Origin of the sequence: Cryobacterium arcticum, assembly GCF_003185895.1 — a bacterium.
Lineage (GTDB): Bacteria > Actinomycetota > Actinomycetes > Actinomycetales > Microbacteriaceae > Cryobacterium > Cryobacterium arcticum.
On sequence record NZ_QHLY01000012.1, the window covers coordinates 1,361,570 to 1,378,666 of the forward strand.

Sequence of the window (17,097 nt, forward strand, 5' to 3'; positions counted from 1 at the left end):
TTATGCCGCCCGGGGGCTGGGGTGGCGGCGGAGGGTGACGGTGATGGCGACGGCCGCGGTGAGGGGCAGGGCGGCGGCGATGCCCGCCACGAGGGGGCTGGGCTGCACGATCGACTGACCGGCGAGAGCCTGGCCGGTGAGAAGCACCAGCACACCGAGGTAGAGGCCGACCAGCACGCGCAGCACACCCCGGCGGGTGAGCGGACGCCCGAGAGCGGGCATCCGCCGGGCGAGGACCTCGAGCAGCAGCGCGGCCAGGGGCAGAACCTGCAGGGCGTGCATGCCCACGAAGTGCGGGATGCGCAGGTCGCCGGCGACAGTGCTCCACCCGACCAGGGGCAGGCCGGGCCCACCGTCGGCAACCCCGACGGTGTGCGCGCCCACGATGCCCTGGTAGTCGTCGAGCTGAGCGGCTGTGGGCCCGGTCATGAGGAACGCGAGCGCCATGCCCAGCAGGGCGATCAGGAGGCCCGCCCGGATCGCGAGAGCGCGGGCCGGGTCGCCCAGATCGGTGCGCAGCAGCAGGATGGCGATCGGCACGGCCGCCACCCAGACCGTGACGATCGACGCGGCCATCACCGACCAGAGCACGGCCGCGAACGGGGTGGACACGTTGAAGTGGCTGGTCAGGCCGGTCGCCGCGGCGCCGACGATGATCACCATCTCCACCAGCAGGAAGACCGTCGCCACCGTACCCGCCCACCAGGCCAGCCGGCGACGACCGGAGAAGGAGCCGGGCAGCAGGCCGATCAACCACGACAGGGTCACGGCGTAGATGGCCACCGAGATGGCGAACTTGAAAGGTTTGGCCCAGAGCGGTGCTCCCGTGACGGTGCGCGGATCGACCACGAGACCGACGACGGCGACGACAGCGAGGGCGGCCATGGCCAGTGCGAGCCAGAGCAGCGGGCGGTGCCAACGGATGTCGGGTGGCCCCGACGAGTCGTCCCCGCCCGGCGGCGGACCATTGAGGATGGTGCTTCGAAAGGATCCGGTGCGGGTTGTGGCCATGAGAACCAACTCCTGACGCTCGGGTGGTGCCTGGGTTGCGGGTGCGGGTTAGGGTGCGGGCGGCGCCGCGTATCTCTCTGCGGTGACGTGCTCCTGCGCGGCGCGGCGCAGGGCAGCGAAGAGGGCGTCACCGAGAACGGTGCCGATGACGACCATCTCGGTCTTCGATTCGCGGTCCGCCCTGGCGTCGATCTCGTCGAGGTCGGCGTCGGCCACGGCGAGCGCCGCGGCGGCATAGGCCGGTACCCAGCCGCTGAGGTCGGGCTGCCCGAGCTCCCGGAAGGTCTGCAGCACCCGGGCGGCGGCGAGGCGACCCGGATTGTCGGGCGACACCAGCCATCCGTCGAGCACGTCGTCGACCTGCGCGAGGGCGTCCGGCGCAAGTGCCGTGCGCTCGAGCTGCGGCGACACCGTGCGCTGGGCGATGTCGAAGGTGTGCGCGAGGCCCAGATCGGAATCGATGGCATCGATCACCTGGTGCGCCGCCGCGACGCTGAGCCCGCCCACATCGAGCAGGCCCCGGATGACGCGCAGCCGGCGCAGGTGCTCCGGGCCATAAAGCGACTGGTTCGGGCCGCTCCGCTGCCCGGGCTGCAGCAGACCCTCGCGCAGGTAGTACTTGATCGTCGCCACCGGGACGCCGCTCGCGCTGCTCAGCTGGGCCATTTTCATACGGATAGTGTAACTATCGGATAGTGTCGCTGTCTATAGCGCGGCGCCGTGCGCTCTTGGCGCCGATTACAGTTGCACGGTGCCCCAACGCCCTGCCGCCACCCTCTCGTCGGTTCCTCCGGCCCCCACCGTGCGAGCCACCCTGCGCCGCCCCCGGGCGCTCAGCGTGGAGGTGCTCGCCGGCATCGTCACCACCCTCGCCCTCATCCCCGAGGTGATCTCGTTCTCGATCATCGCCGGTGTCGACCCCAAGGTGAGCCTCATCGCCTCCGTCGTGCTCGCGGTGTCGATGTCGTTCCTCGGCGGCCGCTCCGCCATGGTCACCGCCGCGGCCGGAGCCGTCGCCCTGGTGGTGGCTCCCCTGGTGCGCGATCACGGAGTGGAGTACCTGCTTCCGGCGGTGCTGCTGGCGGGCCTGGTGCAAATCCTCTTCGGCGTCACCGGCCTGGCCCGGCTGATGCGGTTCATCCCGCGGTCGGTGATGATCGGCTTCGTCAACGCACTGGGCATACTGATCTTTGTCGCCCAGCTGCCGCACCTGATCGACGTGCCCTGGCTCGTCTACCCGCTGTTCGCCCTGACGGTGCTGATCGTGCTCGGCCTGCCCCGGCTCACCCGTGCCGTGCCGGCCCCGCTGGTGGCCATCGTGGTGGTCACCGCCATCGCCATGACCTGGCACCTGGCCGTGCCCACCGTGGGCGACCAGGGCGCCGTCTCCGGCGGACTGCCCGGAATCACCCCGCTGCTCGTGCCGGTGAACCTCGAGACCCTGCAGATCATCTGGCCGACCGCGCTGAGCGTGGCCTTCGTCGGGCTGGTGGAGACCCTGCTCACCGCCAAGCTGGTCGACGACATCACCGACACCCGCTCGGCCAAGGGCCGCGAGTCCTGGGCGCTGGGCATCGCGAACATGCTGGCCGGGCTCTATGGCGGCATCGCCGGCTGCGCCATGATCGGCCAGACCGTGGTGAACGTGAAGCTCGGCCGGGCCCGCACCCGCATTTCCACCTTCGTCGCGGGAATCTTCCTGTTGCTGCTGGTCACCGCGCTGAGCGGCCTGATGGAGCAGATCCCGATGGTGGCACTGGCCGCGGTGATGATGATTGTGGCCATCACCACGGTCAACTGGCACAGCGTGCGCCCGGCGACACTGCGACGGATGCCGGTGCCGGAGACCGTCGTGATGCTCGTGACCGTTGCCGTGGTGGTGGCGACCCACAACCTGGCGATCGGCATCGCCGCCGGCGTGCTGCTGGCGATGGTGCTCTTCGCCCGCCGGGTCGCGCACGTGGTGCGGGTGGATCGCGTGATCGCCGCCGACGGCCTCTCGGCGCGCTACACCGTGAGCGGGCCGCTGTTCTTCGGCAGCAGCAACGACCTCGTCGAGCAGTTCTCCTACGGCATCGACCCGGCGGTGGTCGACGTGGACCTGGCGCAGGCGCAGATCTGGGATGCCTCAACCGTGGCCGTGCTCGACTCCGTGGAGACCAAGTACCGCCAGCACGGTGCCACGGTCACCTTCCACGGCCTCGACGAGCGCAGCCAGGCCATGCACGAGAGGCTCAGCGGCCGACTGTAGGCGCCCCGCGTCGTGGCGCACCATGATCCTCGTGGCGCACGTCAAGTCTCGTGGCGCACCTTTGTGCGCGCTTTCTCCTGCGCCACGACACGTGTCCCGCGCCGCGAGACGTTTCGTGCTCCGCGAGGGGGGCCTAGGCTCCGGCGAAGAACGCGCCGATCGCCGCGGAGAGCGCGAACGGGTCGTTCACGTGCGCCAGCTCGCGCGCCGAGTGCATCGACAGCAGCGGGATACCCACATCCACCGTGCGGATGCCCAGGCGGGTCGCGGTGAGCGGCCCGATCGTGGAGCCGCAGGGCACGTTGTTATTCGAAACGAACTCCTGGTACGGCACCCCGGCGGCCGCACTGCAGCGCGCCCAGAGGGCGGCACCGGCGGCATCCGTGGCGTAGCGCTGGTTGCCGTTGATCTTCAGCAGCGGGCCGCGGCCGGCGAGTGGCAGGTTGACCGGGTCGTGGCGTTCGGGATAGTTCGGGTGCACCGAGTGGCCGGCGTCGGCGGAGACGCACCAGGAGTCGGCGTAGGCGCGCAACCGCTCGGAGACGGTGGCGCCGAGGTCGTCACCGATGCGGCTGAGGATGTCGTCGAGCATCGGTCCGCTCGCCCCGGAGCGGGACTGCGAGCCGAGCTCTTCGTGGTCGAACGCGGCGAGCACGTTGATCGCGTCGTCGTTCTCCGACACCTCGATCAGCGCGGTGAGACCGGCGTGCACCGAGGAGAGGTTGTCCATGCGGCCGGCGGCGAAGAGCTCGTCGTTCAGGCCGAACCGGGCCGGCGGGTTGGTGTCGGCGGTGAGGATGTCATACCCGGCCACATCCGCCGCGTCGATACCCGCCAGGGCCGCGAGGTGGGCCACCAGGTCGGCTTGGCGCACATCGCCGATGCCGAAGATCGGGTTGAGGTGCCGTTGCCGGTCGAGGGTGAGGGCCTCGTTGGCGGAGCGGTCCAGGTGCACGGCCAGCTGCGGGATGCGCAGGAACGGACCGGTGCGCACCAGGTGTTCGACCCCGTCGGTGGTGACCAGGCGGCCGGCGAGCTCGAGCTCGCGGTCGAGCCAGGAGTTGGCGAGCGGCCCGCCATACACCTCGACGCCGGCCTGCAACCAGCCGTAGGAGCCGGTGGTCGGCTTGGGCTTGAGCTTGAACCCGGGCGAGTCGGTGTGGGCGCCGAGAATGCGGAACGGCGTGGTGGGCTTGGCGCCGGCCGGCTTGACCCAGGCGACCACCGCCCCATCGCGCACGACGAAGTACCGGCCGGCATGCGCTGTGCCCCTCATCGACGACAGTGATGGCACCTCTGACCAGTCGTCGCTCTCGTGCAGCTGGGTGAATCCCGCCCTGGTCAGGCGCCGGGCCGATTCGGCGGCGGCGTGGTACGACGACGGCGACGCTGTGATGAATCGGGCGAAGTCGTCGATGTAGGCCGAGAGGGAAGTCATGCCTCCATCCAACCATCCCGGGTCTCCGGAGGGTTGCGCCGCCCTCCCCGCTGTCGTCTACTTGACGCAACGCACACCTGATCACCCGCATCCGCCACCGCCGTCTGGAGTCGTAACCGTGTCCCTGATGATGTTCCTCAACCTGCCCGTCACCGACCTCGACCGGTCGAAGCAGTTCTACGTCGACCTCGGTTTCACCGTCAATCCGCAATTCACCGATGACACCGCCGCATGCATCGTTCTCGACGACGACCACCTGTTCGTGATGCTCCTCACCCACGAGAGCTTCGCGAGGTTCACCGACAAGCCCATCGTCGATTCCACGACGGCCACAGCTGGCATCTACTCGCTCAGCGCCGACAGCCGCGCCGACGCCGACGAACTCGCCGACAAGGCGCTCGAGTCCGGTGGCAGCTTCTCCAACGAGCCGCAGGACATGGGCTTCATGTACGGCCGCAGCTTCCAGGATCCGGACGGCCACCTCTGGGAGGTCATCTACATGGACATGTCCGCCATGCCGGAGGACGTGCACGAGTGAGCTGCCCACGACTCTGTCGGCGGGCCCCGTTAGCCTGAAGGCATGGCCAGAACCGTAGCAACCAGCACTCCCGTCTCCCTGACCGCTCTGCTCGACTTCGTTCGACCGCGGCACCGGATGCTGCTGGCCACCACCCGCACGGATGGCCGCCCGCAGATTTCTCCGGTGTCCGGCGGGGTCGACGACCATGGCCGCCTGGTCATCTCGTCGTACCCGTCGCGAGCGAAGACCCGCAACGCCGAGCGTGACCCGCAGACATCCGTGCTCGTGCTCTCGGACGAGTGGGACGGCGCCTGGGTGCAGATCGACGGTGACGCCGAGATTCTGCACATGCCGGAGGCCGCCGACGGGCTGGTGGACTACTACCGGTGCATCGCCGGCGAGCACCCGAACTGGGACGAGTACCGCCAGGCCATGGCCCTGCAGGACAAGTCGCTCATCCGCATCACGCCCACCCGGTGGAGCCCGATCGCCACCGGCGGCTTCCCGGCCGATGTGGCCGCGCGGTTGGATGCCCAGTGACCTCCCAGTCCACGACCACGCGCGACGACGCCCTCGAGATTCTGCGCACCCTGGTCGGCCGCCCGGATGCCGACTTCCATGAGGGCCAGTACGAGGCCATCGAGACGCTCGTCGACCAGCGCCGCCGTGCCCTGGTGGTGCAGCGCACCGGGTGGGGCAAGTCGGCGGTGTACTTCGTCGCGACCCTGCTGCTGCGCCGCCAGGGCGCCGGCCCCACCATCCTGGTCTCTCCGCTTCTGGCCCTGATGCGCGACCAGGTGGCCGCCGCCGCCCGCGCCGGAGTGCGCGCGGTCTCGATCAACTCCGCCAACGCGCACGAGTGGACCGATGTGCTCGCCCAGCTGCGCGCCGACGAGGTCGACGTGCTGCTGGTCTCGCCCGAACGGTTGAACAACCCGTCGTTCCGTGACGAACAGTTGCCGGCCCTGCTCGACCGGGTGGGCCTGCTCGTGGTCGACGAGGCGCACTGCATCTCCGACTGGGGCCACGACTTCCGGCCCGACTACCGGCGGCTGCGCGACCTCATCGCCGCCATGCCCGCCGGGGTGCCCGTGCTCGCCACCACCGCAACGGCCAACAGCCGGGTGGTGACGGATGTGGCGGAGCAGGTCTCTAGAGGGGGTACGGACGTCGTCACCATCCGCGGCCCCCTCGCCCGCGCCTCCCTCCGCCTGGGCGTGTTGCGACTGCCGGACTCCCGCGCCCGACTGGCCTGGCTGCTCAGCCACCTGGCCGAGCTGCCCGGCAGCGGCATCATCTACACCCTCACCGTCTCGGCCGCCGAAGACACCGCCCGGCTGCTGCGTGACGCCGGCCACGCCGTGCGCGCCTACACCGGGCAGACCGACACCACCGAACGCGAGGAGTCGGAGGGTCTGCTCAAGGCCAACCAGGTGAAGGCCCTCGTGGCCACCAGCGCTCTGGGCATGGGGTTTGACAAACCCGACCTCGGCTTCGTGCTGCACCTCGGCGCCCCGAGCTCCCCGGTGGCGTACTACCAGCAGGTGGGCCGCGCCGGCCGCGCCACCGAGAACGCCGACGTGCTGCTGTTGCCTGGGGTGGAAGACGAAGCCATCTGGCAGTACTTCGCCACCTCGTCGATGCCGAGCCAGCACAAGGCTGAGGCGGTGCTGATGGCCCTGGCCGCCGCCGGCGGTGCACCGCTGTCGACGCCAGCGCTGGAGTCGCGCGTCGACCTGCGCCGCTCCCCGCTCGAGCTGCTGCTCAAGGTTCTCGACGTGGACGGCGCCGTGCGCCGGGTCACCGGCGGCTGGGTGGCCACCGGAACGCCCTGGGTCTACGACAGTGACCGGTACGAACGCATCGGCGCCGCCCGCCGCGCGGAACAGAACGCCATGCTCGATTACGAGCGCATCACCGGCTGCCGGATGGAGTTTCTGCAGCGCGCCCTCGACGACGACACCGCCGTGCCGTGCGGCCGCTGCGACAACTGCACCGCGCCCTGGTACCCCACCGACGTGCAGGGCGACGCCGCCGACACGGCGCGCGCCGCGCTCGACCGGGTGGGCGTTGCCCTCGAACCGCGCGCGCAGTGGCCCACCGGCGCCGACAGGCTCGGTGTGACCGCCAAGGGCCGCATCGACGCCGGCGACCGGGTACTGCCCGGCCGCGCCCTCGCCCGGCTCACCGACCTGGGCTGGGGCAACACCCTGCGCGACGTCTTCGCGCCCGGCACCCCGGATGCGCCGGCCTCGCCCGCGATGCTGGCCGCCTGCGTGCGGGTTCTCGCCGAGTGGGGCTGGGCCGAGCGACCCGTCGGCGTCGTGGCCATGCCGTCGCGCACGCATCCGCTGCTGGTGGCCTCTGTGGCCGCCGAGCTCAGCCGGGTGGGGCGCCTGCCGCATTTGGGCACGCTCGGCCTGGTCGGTGCCGGGCCCAGCGGTGAATCCGGCGGCAACAGCGCCTACCGGCTCGCCAGCGTGTGGGGCGCGTTCGAGGTGGGCGAAGGCCTCGCCGCGAACCTGGCTGAGGCCACCGGGCCGGTGTTGCTCGTCGACGACCTCGGTGACAGCCGCTGGACTCTCACGGTGGCCGGCCGGTTACTGCGCCGGGCCGGCGCTGCCGGCGTACTGCCGTTCACCCTGGCGCTGCGCTCGTAGGGCACCGGTGCTCGTAGGGCACAGGTGCTCGGAGGGCACGGGTCAACGCACGACGTGCATCCGAAAGGCCTGCGGTCGCCCGGCCTCGTCGGTGTCCTTGGCGTGCGCCGCGAGCACCGAGAGACGCACCAGATCGGCGCCGCGCAGGCCGGGCCAGCCCTGCACCAGCCGCCGCCATTCGGTCGGCACCGCCGCCAATCCCCAGCGGGCGGCGAGCAGGGCACCGGCGATCCCGGCCACGGCGTCGGTGTTGCCCCCGCCGCGCACCGCCGCCTCCACGCCCCGACGATACTGGCCGGCGTCACTGTTGTCGGTCGTCACGATGGCAGACCAGGCGCCCTGCAGCGCCTGCACCACCCAGCCGTTGCGAGGGAAGTCGCTCGGCACCTTGCGCTCGGCGTGCTCGATCCGGGCCGACCACAGCTCCCGGCGCCCGCGCGCAAGGGTGTCCAGGCCCACCCGCAGCTCGAGCTCGCCCTCCAGCACGGCATGACGGATGGCCAGGCCCCAGAGCACACACGCGTCGCCGGCATCGGTCTCACAGTGGGTGAGCTCGCTCAGCGCCCTGGCGGCAGTGGCCAGGTCAGCGGGTTCGTGCAGGTAAGACAGCGCCACCGGCGCGGTGCGCATCAGGCAGCCATTGCCGGCGCTGCGGCCGAGACGGTCGTGGTGTTCGCGTGCCGCCCGACGCACGCCGGCTGCGGTGGGCACCGGACCGGTCAGCGCCGCCCCGAGTTGGGCGCCGGCGAACGGCGAGGTATTCGCCCAGTCCACCCACTCGGCCGCGATGAGGTCGAGGGTTGCTTCGGCCTTCAGATCCCGCCCGTCGGCCACGGCCTTGGCCACGGGGATCGCCAACGCTGTGTAGTCCGTCCACTCCCCTCGCGCCCAGTGCGCGCCGCCACCGCTGCGCATACCGACGTCGGCGGTCGGCGGCAACGGACCGGCAAAGTCATAGCCCGCCCCCAGCGCATCTCCGCAGGCCATGCCGAGCAGAACAGCTGACGAGCGGTCGTGTTGGGGCATAGACAACTTCATGCGTACTCCTTCGGGTTGAGTGCGACGGCGGCAGCCTATGCCTAAAGGCCCAGGGCCGACAGGTGGGCGGAGCCGCCCGAACGGGGGCCACACCCGTCATTCGACGTCATCGGAATAACCCCGGCCGCTCCCGACTTGTTAACCTCGGTGTGCGGCCTCTCACCAGGAGGACCGCCGACCCAGCAGGCCACCCTTACCGCGATTAGCAATTGGATGAACATTCACATGAAGCGCCACCTCGTCTCCGCCACCGTCCTCACCCTCGCCGCAGCGGTGGCCCTGACCGGATGCAGCGCGTCGGCCGGCGACTCCGACTCCAGCGCCACGACCGGCACCGACGAGTCGCTCAGCTCGGTGCTCGAGTCCGGCACCCTGACCGTCGGAACAGAGGGCACTTACCGCCCGTTCTCCTTCCACGCCGACGGTTCCGGCGACCTCACCGGCTACGACGTCGAGGTGGCCAAGGCCGTCGCCGACGAACTGGGCGTCGAGGTCAAGTTCGAGGAAACCCAGTGGGACGCCATCTTCGCCGGCCTCGAGGCCGGCCGGTTCGACACCATCGCCAACCAGGTGTCGATCACCCCCGAGCGCGAAGAGTCCTACGAGTTCTCCACCCCGTACACCTACTCCACCGGCGTCATCGTGGTGCCGGAGGACAACACCGACATCACCTCGTTCGAGAGCCTCGCCGGTAAGACCACCGCTCAGTCGCTCACCAGCAACTGGAACACCCTGGCCACCGAGAGCGGTGCGACCGTGCAGGGTGTCGAGGGCTGGGCCCAGTCCGTGGCCCTGGTCGAAGACGGCCGGGTCGACGCCACCATCAACGACAAGCTCACCTACCTCGACTACAAGAAGCAGACCGGGGCTGCCGGCCTGAAGGTCGCCGCCGAGACCGAAGACCGCTCAGAGAGCGCGTTCGCCTTCGTTCAGGGCGGCACAGCACTGGCCGACGCCGTGTCGGATGCCCTCGCGACGCTGAGCGAGGACGGCACCCTGGCCACGATCTCCGACACCTACTTCGGAGCCGACGTCTCCAAGTAGGCTCGTACGATGAGCGATACCACCTGGCAGCTGATGCTCGATTCGCTCTGGCCGATGCTGAGCGGCGCGATCATGGGCACCATCCCGTTGGCGTTGGCGTCGTTCGCGATCGGCCTGGTGCTGGCCCTTGTGCTGGCGCTGATGCGGCTGTCGCGGCGGCGTTGGCTGTCGTCGATCGCCCGGGTGTACATCTCGATCGTGCGCGGCACCCCACTGCTGGTGCAGTTGTTCGTGATCTTCTATGGTCTGCCGCCGCTGGGCATCGTGATCGACCCGTGGCCCAGCGCCATCCTGGCGTTCTCGATCAACGTCGGCGGTTACGCGGCCGAGGTCATCCGTGCGGCCATCCTGTCGGTGCCCAAGGGGCAATGGGAAGCCGCGTACATGATCGGCATGTCCCACCAGCGGTCGCTCACCCGCATCATCCTGCCGCAGGCGGCCCGCGTGTCGGTGCCGCCACTGTCGAACACCTTCATCAGCCTGGTGAAGGACACCTCCCTGGCCTCGCTCATCCTGGTCACCGAGCTGTTCCGTGTGGCGCAGGAGATTGCCGCGTTCAGCCGGGAGTTCATGGCCCTCTACCTGGAGGCCGCCCTGATCTACTGGGTGATCTGCCTGGTCCTCTCCAGTGGCCAGAGCGTGCTCGAGAAGCGATTGGACCGCTATGTCGCCCACTGATTCGTCCGCTGCCGCGCCTGCACCGGCGCTGCTCACCGTTCGCGGCCTGCAGAAGAGCTTCGGTTCCAACCAGGTCCTGAAATCGGTCGACCTCACCGTCGCGCGAGGTCAGGTGCTGGCCCTGATCGGCCCGTCCGGTTCGGGCAAGACCACCGTGCTGCGCTGCCTCAACGGCCTCGAGATCGCCGACGGCGGCACCATCGAGATCGTCGGCGCGGAGGACGCAACGCACGCGCCCGTGGTGATTGACTTCGCGCCCGCCCACGGCAAGCGTGCCGGGGTGCCGAAGAAGGCACTCGGCACCCTGCGCGACCGCTCGGCCATGGTCTTCCAGCACTACAACCTGTTCCCGCACAAGACGGTGCTCGAGAACGTGATGGAGGGCCCCGTCGTCGTGCAGCGCCGCCCGCGCGCCGAGGTCGAGGCCGAGGCACTGCAGCTGCTCGACCGGGTGGGCCTGGGCGACAAACGCGACAGCTACCCGTTCGAGCTCTCCGGCGGCCAGCAGCAGCGGGTGGGCATCGTGCGCGCCCTGGCGCTCCGGCCCACCCTGCTGCTCTTCGACGAGCCCACCAGCGCCCTCGACCCTGAACTGGTGGGCGACGTACTGCGCCTGATCAAGGAACTCGCCGGCGAAGGCTGGACCATGGTGATCGTCACCCACGAACTGGAGTTCGCCCGCGAGGTGGCCACCGAAGTCGCCTTCGTCGACGGTGGCACCATCGTGGAGCACGGCGATCCGAAGGAACTGCTGCGCAACCCCCAGCACGAGCGCACCCGCCAGTTCCTGCACCGGCTGCTCTTTCCTTTCTAGGGGCAGGCGCTAGGCGATCAGCCCGAACTCCTTGAGCAGCTCGCCGATCTCGGTGGTCTCCAGCTTCTTGATGATCCGCTTCTGCACGAACCCGGGAACCGGCAGGTTGAGCTCTTCGCCGTCGCGCAGCCGGCTCATCGCCGCGAGCAGCTTGCGCACGTCGTAGGTGGAGTTGAACACCTCCGGCACACCGCGCTCGATCCCGAGCAGCTGGTAGGCCGCTTCCATGCCGGTGCGCACCGAGTACTCGGTGGTAAAGATGGTGTCGCGCGTGGTCTCGGCGAACTGGCCGATGAAGGCAAAGTTCACCGCGCCAGCGGGCACGACCTCCGGCCGGTCGCCGGCCTTGCGGGGCAGGAAGAACGAGGTGACGTACGGCATCATCACCGGCACGGTACGGGCCGCGTTCGCGGCGAGGTCGGGAATGTCGGCCACCGGCACTCCCAGGTGGAACAGCCATTCCTGGGTGATCTCCTCGCCGGTGCAGTCCTGCATCGACTTCGTCACATAGTCGCCGGGGGTGTCCACCAGCAGCGAGTACACCCAGACCACGATCTGGTCCGGGCTCTGCTGCTTGAAGTGCGGCTGCCGGTTCACGGTCCAGCTGAGCAGCCAGCTCGAGTCGCGTGCCGTGACAATGCCACCGGTCACGACCTTGCCGCTGAACGGGTCACGCTTGGCGATCTTCTCGATGTACGCCGGAATCCGGGCATCGAGGGTGGTCACGGTGGCCGATTCCCACTTGCTCTCGGCGATATTGCCGCAGAACACCTCGGGGCGGCCGAACGACGGGTCGCTCCTGGCGATGTTCTTCCAGAGGTCCCAGGCCGGAGCGGGGCCCTCGTCGAGGCCGGCGGGCGTGTGCTGGTCGCCGTCCGTGGAGTTCTCGGTCAGTGAGCCGATGGTGGTGAAGACCAGGTCGGTCTCGCTGAGCTCCACGCTGCCCTGCTCGCCGTCGGTCAGCCAGTGGATGCGGGTAGCCTGTTTGCGGCCGGCGCTGATGTTGATGTCGAAGTCGATGTCGGTGACCTCGGTGCTGAACCGGAAGGTGACGCCCTTCTCGAGCAGCCAGCGGTAGAGCGGCAGAACCAGGGACTCGTACTGGTTGAACTTGGTGAACTTGAGCGCGGTGAAGTCCGGGAGTCCGCCGATGTGGTGCACGAAGCGGTGCAGGTAGAGCTTCATTTCCAGCGCACTGTGCCATTCCTCGAACGCGAACATGGTGCGCCAGTACAGCCAGAAGTTGCTGGCCAGGAAGTCGGCCGAGAAGACCTCGTTGATCCGCTTGCCTTCCATCTCCTCGCGGGGCGCCAGGAACACCTTGGTGACCTCCTTCTGCGCCTTCTCGCTCAGAGTGAACAGGCCGTCGGTGCGGGCATCCTGGCCCTGCTTCTCGGTCACCCGCTGCAGGGAGTAGTTCGGGTCGTCCTTGTCGAGCCAGTAGAACTCGTCGAGCACACTGGCGCCGTCGACCTCGATCGAGGGCACCGAACGGAACAGGTCCCACAGGCATTCCATGTGGTCTTCCATCTCACGGCCGCCGCGGATGACGAAACCCTTCTTCGGCGCCTTGATGCCGTCGAGCGCGCCGCCGGGCAGTTTCAACCGCTCGAGGATGGTGATGTTGGCGCCGTCCATGTGGCCGTCCCGGATCAGGAACGCGGCGCCGGACAGTGAGGCGAGGCCGGAGCCGACGAACCAGGCGGTCTTGCCGTCGACTCCCTCTGGCTTGCGGGGGCGGGCGAATGCCTCATAGTTACCGCTGCTGTAGTACATCTGGGTCTCCTTGTGGGTCTGAATCTTGTTCACTCGGTGCCGTGCGCACGGAGGCCTGGAAGCCCAGAACAATCTGGGCCACCTGCCCGCGCGCGTCGGCATCGGGGTCGTGCTCCGGGAGTATCCCGGCAGAAGGCTGCACCAGGGTGTGGTGCAAAACGGCGAAAATGGACCGCGCGGCACGGCGGGCAGCCACGACACGGTGTTCGCTCGGCGGTTCGCCCGCGGCGAGCAGAGCCGCGAGCAGGGATTCGAGGTCGCGCACCAGGGCGAGGCCGACGGCCCGATAGGGCGCATCCGGCGGGCCGAACAACAGCTCACGCTGGTAGGCGACGGTATTGGGCGCGTCGAGCCGGCCGACGACGAGCACGGGCTCGACCGCCGCGAGCACGGCCGCCGAGGGGTCGACGGCTCGCGCGGCGAGCTCCCTGCCGGCGTTGATCGCCCGGCCGAACTCCTCGTTGTAGACCATGAGCAACAGTTCGCCCTTGTTGGCCGCATACCGGAACAGGGTGCCGGTGGCCACATCGGCGCGGTCGGAGATCGCCTGGGTGGTGACATTGTCGAAGCCCCGCTCGGCGAACAGGCCGGCCGCCGCGGTGAAGATGCGCCGGCGCTTGTCCTGCATGTTGCGCAGCCGTCGGGTGGCCGGTTCACTCCCCCGCGGTGCATTTCCACGCAGTGCAGGTTCACGCAGTGCAGGTTCACGCAGTGCAGGTTCACGCAGTGCAGGTTCACGCAGTGCAGGTTCACGAAGTGCAGGTTCACGCAGTGCATTTCCACGCATGTTGTCGCTCCTCTGAGCCGGCCGCAACACCACCAAACGGAGTGTGCTCCTTTTTGAGCGTACTCCGCCTGCGTGTCGCGGGGCAACCACGGCCTAACCTGAACGAGTGACTTCTTCCGCTGTGACCGCACCGGTCGCCCCCTCCCCCTACCGGCGCATGGTGGGAATCCTGCGCATCCTGCTGGCGGTGCTGATATTCGCTGCGATCGTGACCCAGATCGTGGACCAGATCACCCACGATGCCTTCGAACCGGCCCGCTATTTCGGCTTCTTCACCATCCAGTCGAGCCTGATGAACGTTGTCGTGCTCGCGGTGGGCGGCGCACTGGCGCTGCGCGTGGCCGCCGAACCCGAACTGATGGCGCGGGTACGGATGTCCACGCTCTGTTATGCCGTGATCACCGGGGTGGTCTACAACCTGCTGCTGCGCAACCTTCCGCCGGACGGCAGCTTTGTGGGCCTGGACTGGCCCAACGAGGTTCTGCACGTCTGGGCGCCGGTGCTCATCGTGGCCGACTGGCTGCTGGCGCCCGGTCGCCCGGCGCTGGCCTGGAACCGGATCTGGTTCGCGATGATCTATCCGGTGGTCTGGCTGGGCTACGCGCTCGTGCGCGGCGGCGTCACCGACTACTGGACCTACCCGTTCCTCAACCCGAACGAGCCGGGCGGATGGCCCAAGGTGCTGCTGTACATCCTGGTGATCGCCGTCGTGATCATCGGTATCTCTGCGGCCGCGATCGGGCTGAGCCGGCTCGGCCGCCGGCGGGTGACCGAGCTCACCCGCGACCTGGCCTAGCCTGCACCCGGCTTCACCTGCCGTTCACCGGGGTGGAGCACACCGGTGCCACCAGGTTTCGACGCAGTTTCCGGGAGGGCACCATGAGCAATCCAGCGACCGAGAATGCACAGGGTTACGCCGATCTGGTGAGACTGCACGGGCGAGAACTCACCGGCGCGGTGGCCGTGATCGCCGACGCCGACGGGCCGCTGCTCGTGCACGGGGCCGACGGTGAGCACACCACCGGCCTGGTCCTCGCCCTCGCGCTGCTGGCCGCGGGGCTCCCGCACGATGAGGCGCTGGCCGCCGCCCTCCCCGCCGAACCGCATCCGGCCGCACTGCGCGATGCGCTGGCCGCGATCGCCGGTCACGGCGGCACGGAGGCGTACCTGCTGCGGCACGGCCTCACCGTGTCGCAGTTCCACGCCTTGCGTGAGCGGTTCGCCGGGGACGAGGCCGGCCTCGCCGCCGGCGACGTGAGCTGAGCTGGGCTTACCTGAGGGTTACCGGCCGCGCGCCAGGCGGCGCTGCCGCATGGCCAGGAACAACGGGAACGTGAAGGCGAACGCGGTCACCAGGCCGCCCAGCACGTAGGCCCAGCCGGCCCGCATGCCGAGCCGTCGCGCCTCGACGAGAATGAAGATACTGCCGGCGATGAACACGACGAGCAGGTCGGTGGTGAGCGACGAAACCGCCGGTCCGCTCAGGGTCCAGTCGCCGATGAAGTTGCGGGCTTCCACGATGGCCTGGATGTTCCAGGTCCAGGTGCCGATCAACCCCACGATGCCGAGTGCCAGGTAGACGAAGGTGAGGGTCGTCCACCCCGCCGCGGCGGAGGAAGGTTGTGGTGATGCGTCTGTGCGGCTCATGCACACAGTGTGCCGCGATCTGGACGATCGCGGCACACTGTGTCAATCGCGGGGCTCAGGCGGCTGGTCCGGCGATCAGGGTGGCGTCGGCGCTGTGCGCAGTGCCTGCCTCGTCGAGCCAGTCGATGGTCACGGTGTCACCCGGCAGGTGTGCGGCCAGTTCGGCCGAGAGCGCTGCCGCGGTGGCGACGGCCACCCCGTCGACGGCGGTGATGGTGTCACCCGCGGCGAGGCCGATGGTGGCGGCGGGAGTGTCGGCGATGACGCCGGCAACGGTGGCCGCGGCATCCGTGCCCGTGGTCGTCGGCGAGGTCGTGGTCGTGCTGGAGCCGAGCCCGATGCCGAGGAAGGCCGGGTTGCCCACGGTGATGGTGTCGGTGCTGGCCCCGTTGGCCACCGCGGCGTCGATGGCGTCGACGATGGTCAGGGCGTCTTCGATCGGGATCGCGTAGCCGGTGATGTCGGCGGTGCCGGAGGATGCGGCGGTGTCGATGCCGATCACTTCGCCGTCGGCGTCGTAGAGCGGGCCGCCGGATTCGCCGGACTCGATGTCGGCGTCGACCTCGATGAGGCCGGTGAGGTCTTCGGCATCGGAGCCATCGGAGTCCTGCGCGGTGATGGACTGCTCCAGGCTGAGCACGGTACCGGAGGCCGCGGTGAGGGTGCCGGTGCCGCCGGCGTTGCCCACCCCGGTGACCGTATCGCCCACGGCGACCGCGCCGGAGGTGTCGAGGTCGGCGACCGTGAGGCCGCTGGCGTCCACGAGTTCGAGCACGGCGATGTCGTCGGTGGCGTCGGTGCCGACGACCTCCGCGGTGTATTCGGCACCGGTGGACACGACGGTGACGGTGATGCTGGTGGCGCCCTCCACCACATGGTTGTTGGTGAGGATGCGGCCGTCGGCGGTGAGGATGAGGCCGGTACCGGCAGCCTCGGCGCTCTCGTAGCCGAGCACGGTGTCGATCACGACGACGCCGGCGGACTGTTCCGCCGTGGCGGCCGTGGTGTCGAGGGTCGTGGTGCCGGTGCTGGACTGACCGAGGCCGGACTGGCCCAGTGGGGATTGGCCCAGACCGGATTGAGCGGAGCCGGACTGACCGGGTCCGTAGCCCGAGGTGCCGCCGTAACCGTCTGAGCCGTAGGCCTGGGTGCTATCGGTCGAATCGGTGCTGTCCTGGGTAGTCGCCGTGGTGTCGGTCTGGGTGGTCTGCTCGGCGGCGGCCGACTGGGATTCGATGGCGTGCACGGCGGCGTAGAGACCGGTTCCAGAGGCGCCGACCACGAGGGCCGCGGCAAGGCCCATAGCGACGATGTCGCCGGTGCGCCAGCGCTGGTGGTGGGCGGCCGGGGCCTGCGCCTGTGCCTGCGCCGTGGTGTCAGACTCGGGTGCTGTCTCAGACTCGCTCATGCTCGGTGTCCTTTCCTGGGCGAGC

The 17,097-nt window shown here is 69.3% G+C and carries 18 protein-coding genes; 10 read left to right on the forward strand and 8 right to left on the reverse strand.

Annotation, left to right across the window (positions count from 1 at the left end):
- Positions 1–1,011 carry a hypothetical protein gene (locus CTB96_RS16105; protein WP_110127815.1) on the reverse strand — a complete coding sequence of 337 codons (1,011 nt, stop codon included), beginning with the start codon at positions 1,009–1,011 and terminating at the stop codon, positions 1–3.
- Positions 1,012–1,059: 48 nt separating this feature from the next.
- Positions 1,060–1,683, reverse strand: a complete 624-nt coding sequence (locus tag CTB96_RS16110; RefSeq protein ID WP_110127816.1) for a MerR family transcriptional regulator — start codon at positions 1,681–1,683, stop codon at positions 1,060–1,062.
- Positions 1,684–1,762: 79 nt separating this feature from the next.
- Between CTB96_RS16110 and CTB96_RS16115 the strand changes: the two genes are divergently transcribed.
- Positions 1,763–3,262 (forward strand): SulP family inorganic anion transporter, encoded by a 1,500-nt coding sequence (locus CTB96_RS16115; protein ID WP_110127817.1) that lies wholly within the window; start codon positions 1,763–1,765, stop codon positions 3,260–3,262.
- A gap of 133 nt (positions 3,263–3,395) precedes the next feature.
- Here the strand turns inward: CTB96_RS16115 and CTB96_RS16120 are convergent, their stop codons facing one another.
- Entirely contained in the window at positions 3,396–4,700 is a 1,305-nt protein-coding gene (locus tag CTB96_RS16120; RefSeq protein ID WP_110127818.1) for a M18 family aminopeptidase, read from the reverse strand.
- Positions 4,701–4,827: 127 nt separating this feature from the next.
- Here CTB96_RS16120 and CTB96_RS16125 point away from each other — a divergent pair, with 127 nt between their 5' ends.
- Genes CTB96_RS16125 through CTB96_RS16135 form a run of 3 tightly spaced genes read left to right on the forward strand, consistent with a single transcriptional unit; the run spans position 4,828 to position 7,880 of the window.
- On the forward strand, positions 4,828–5,238 hold the full coding sequence (locus CTB96_RS16125) for a VOC family protein (RefSeq protein WP_345788787.1): 411 nt from the start codon (positions 4,828–4,830) through the stop codon (positions 5,236–5,238).
- A 42-nt stretch (positions 5,239–5,280) separates the two neighbouring features.
- Complete coding sequence (locus CTB96_RS16130; protein WP_110127820.1) at positions 5,281–5,760, forward strand: PPOX class F420-dependent oxidoreductase; 480 nt, start codon at positions 5,281–5,283, stop codon at positions 5,758–5,760.
- Positions 5,757–7,880: a RecQ family ATP-dependent DNA helicase gene (locus CTB96_RS16135; protein WP_110127821.1), complete on the forward strand. Its 2,124-nt coding sequence runs from the start codon at positions 5,757–5,759 to the stop codon at positions 7,878–7,880. Before CTB96_RS16130 ends, CTB96_RS16135 begins: the two co-directional genes overlap by 4 nt.
- Positions 7,881–7,922: 42 nt before the next feature.
- Here the strand turns inward: CTB96_RS16135 and CTB96_RS16140 are convergent, their stop codons facing one another.
- On the reverse strand, positions 7,923–8,918 hold the full coding sequence (locus CTB96_RS16140; RefSeq protein WP_219993272.1) for an ADP-ribosylglycohydrolase family protein: 996 nt from the start codon (positions 8,916–8,918) through the stop codon (positions 7,923–7,925).
- 213 nt (positions 8,919–9,131) lie between these two features.
- On the opposite strand from CTB96_RS16140, the gene CTB96_RS16145 reads away from it, so the two are divergent.
- Genes CTB96_RS16145 through CTB96_RS16155 form a run of 3 tightly spaced genes read left to right on the forward strand, consistent with a single transcriptional unit; the run spans position 9,132 to position 11,454 of the window.
- Positions 9,132–9,962 (forward strand): amino acid ABC transporter substrate-binding protein, encoded by an 831-nt coding sequence (locus tag CTB96_RS16145; RefSeq protein WP_181397295.1) that lies wholly within the window; start codon positions 9,132–9,134, stop codon positions 9,960–9,962.
- A gap of 9 nt (positions 9,963–9,971) precedes the next feature.
- Entirely contained in the window at positions 9,972–10,640 is a 669-nt protein-coding gene (locus CTB96_RS16150; protein WP_181397296.1) for an amino acid ABC transporter permease, read from the forward strand.
- Positions 10,627–11,454: an amino acid ABC transporter ATP-binding protein gene (locus tag CTB96_RS16155; protein WP_110127824.1), complete on the forward strand. Its 828-nt coding sequence runs from the start codon at positions 10,627–10,629 to the stop codon at positions 11,452–11,454. Before CTB96_RS16150 ends, CTB96_RS16155 begins: the two co-directional genes overlap by 14 nt.
- 9 nt (positions 11,455–11,463) lie before the next feature.
- On the opposite strand, the gene CTB96_RS16160 is transcribed toward CTB96_RS16155, so the two are convergent.
- Both CTB96_RS16160 and CTB96_RS20580 read right to left on the reverse strand, forming a co-directional pair.
- Positions 11,464–13,230, reverse strand: coding sequence for an oleate hydratase (locus CTB96_RS16160; RefSeq protein ID WP_110128545.1), 1,767 nt, complete (start codon positions 13,228–13,230; stop codon positions 11,464–11,466).
- On the reverse strand, positions 13,211–13,858 hold the full coding sequence (locus CTB96_RS20580; protein WP_181397297.1) for a TetR/AcrR family transcriptional regulator: 648 nt from the start codon (positions 13,856–13,858) through the stop codon (positions 13,211–13,213). The genes CTB96_RS16160 and CTB96_RS20580 overlap by 20 nt, the downstream gene beginning before the upstream one ends.
- Before the next feature lie 42 nt (positions 13,859–13,900).
- On the opposite strand from CTB96_RS20580, the gene CTB96_RS21040 reads away from it, so the two are divergent.
- From CTB96_RS21040 to CTB96_RS16170, 3 genes are read left to right on the forward strand one after another with little or no spacing between them, the layout of a single operon-like run.
- Positions 13,901–14,074 (forward strand): pentapeptide repeat-containing protein, encoded by a 174-nt coding sequence (locus CTB96_RS21040; protein WP_427846508.1) that lies wholly within the window; start codon positions 13,901–13,903, stop codon positions 14,072–14,074.
- Between the two features lie 49 nt (positions 14,075–14,123).
- On the forward strand, positions 14,124–14,813 hold the full coding sequence (locus CTB96_RS20590; RefSeq protein ID WP_181397298.1) for a Pr6Pr family membrane protein: 690 nt from the start codon (positions 14,124–14,126) through the stop codon (positions 14,811–14,813).
- 32 nt (positions 14,814–14,845) lie between these two features.
- A complete protein-coding gene (locus CTB96_RS16170; RefSeq protein ID WP_181397299.1) occupies positions 14,846–15,280 on the forward strand; it encodes a tyrosine-protein phosphatase in 435 nt (144 codons plus the stop codon).
- Between the two features lie 18 nt (positions 15,281–15,298).
- On the opposite strand, the gene CTB96_RS16175 is transcribed toward CTB96_RS16170, so the two are convergent.
- Together CTB96_RS16175 and CTB96_RS16180 are read right to left on the reverse strand one after the other, a co-directional pair.
- The gene (locus CTB96_RS16175) at positions 15,299–15,664 is read right to left on the reverse strand and encodes a DUF2834 domain-containing protein (RefSeq protein ID WP_110127827.1); all 366 of its coding nucleotides are present in this window, start codon (positions 15,662–15,664) and stop codon (positions 15,299–15,301) included.
- A 55-nt stretch (positions 15,665–15,719) separates the two neighbouring features.
- Entirely contained in the window at positions 15,720–17,072 is a 1,353-nt protein-coding gene (locus CTB96_RS16180; protein WP_181397300.1) for a S1C family serine protease, read from the reverse strand.
- Positions 17,073–17,097 lie beyond the last annotated feature (25 nt).

Coding starts and splice junctions, on each gene's coding strand:
- CTB96_RS16150 (WP_181397296.1), top strand. CDS start 9,972: ATGAGCGATACCACCTGGCAGCTGATGCTCGATTCGCTCTGGCCGATG.
- CTB96_RS16125 (WP_345788787.1), top strand. CDS start 4,828: ATGATGTTCCTCAACCTGCCCGTCACCGACCTCGACCGGTCGAAGCAG.
- CTB96_RS16155 (WP_110127824.1), top strand. CDS start 10,627: ATGTCGCCCACTGATTCGTCCGCTGCCGCGCCTGCACCGGCGCTGCTC.
- CTB96_RS16140 (WP_219993272.1), bottom strand. CDS start 8,918: ATGAAGTTGTCTATGCCCCAACACGACCGCTCGTCAGCTGTTCTGCTC.
- CTB96_RS16175 (WP_110127827.1), bottom strand. CDS start 15,664: ATGAGCCGCACAGACGCATCACCACAACCTTCCTCCGCCGCGGCGGGG.
- CTB96_RS16145 (WP_181397295.1), top strand. CDS start 9,132: ATGAACATTCACATGAAGCGCCACCTCGTCTCCGCCACCGTCCTCACC.
- CTB96_RS16180 (WP_181397300.1), bottom strand. CDS start 17,072: ATGAGCGAGTCTGAGACAGCACCCGAGTCTGACACCACGGCGCAGGCA.
- CTB96_RS16105 (WP_110127815.1), bottom strand. CDS start 1,011: ATGGCCACAACCCGCACCGGATCCTTTCGAAGCACCATCCTCAATGGT.
- CTB96_RS16110 (WP_110127816.1), bottom strand. CDS start 1,683: ATGAAAATGGCCCAGCTGAGCAGCGCGAGCGGCGTCCCGGTGGCGACG.
- CTB96_RS16160 (WP_110128545.1), bottom strand. CDS start 13,230: ATGTACTACAGCAGCGGTAACTATGAGGCATTCGCCCGCCCCCGCAAG.
- CTB96_RS16130 (WP_110127820.1), top strand. CDS start 5,281: ATGGCCAGAACCGTAGCAACCAGCACTCCCGTCTCCCTGACCGCTCTG.
- CTB96_RS20580 (WP_181397297.1), bottom strand. CDS start 13,858: ATGCAGGACAAGCGCCGGCGCATCTTCACCGCGGCGGCCGGCCTGTTC.
- CTB96_RS16120 (WP_110127818.1), bottom strand. CDS start 4,700: ATGACTTCCCTCTCGGCCTACATCGACGACTTCGCCCGATTCATCACA.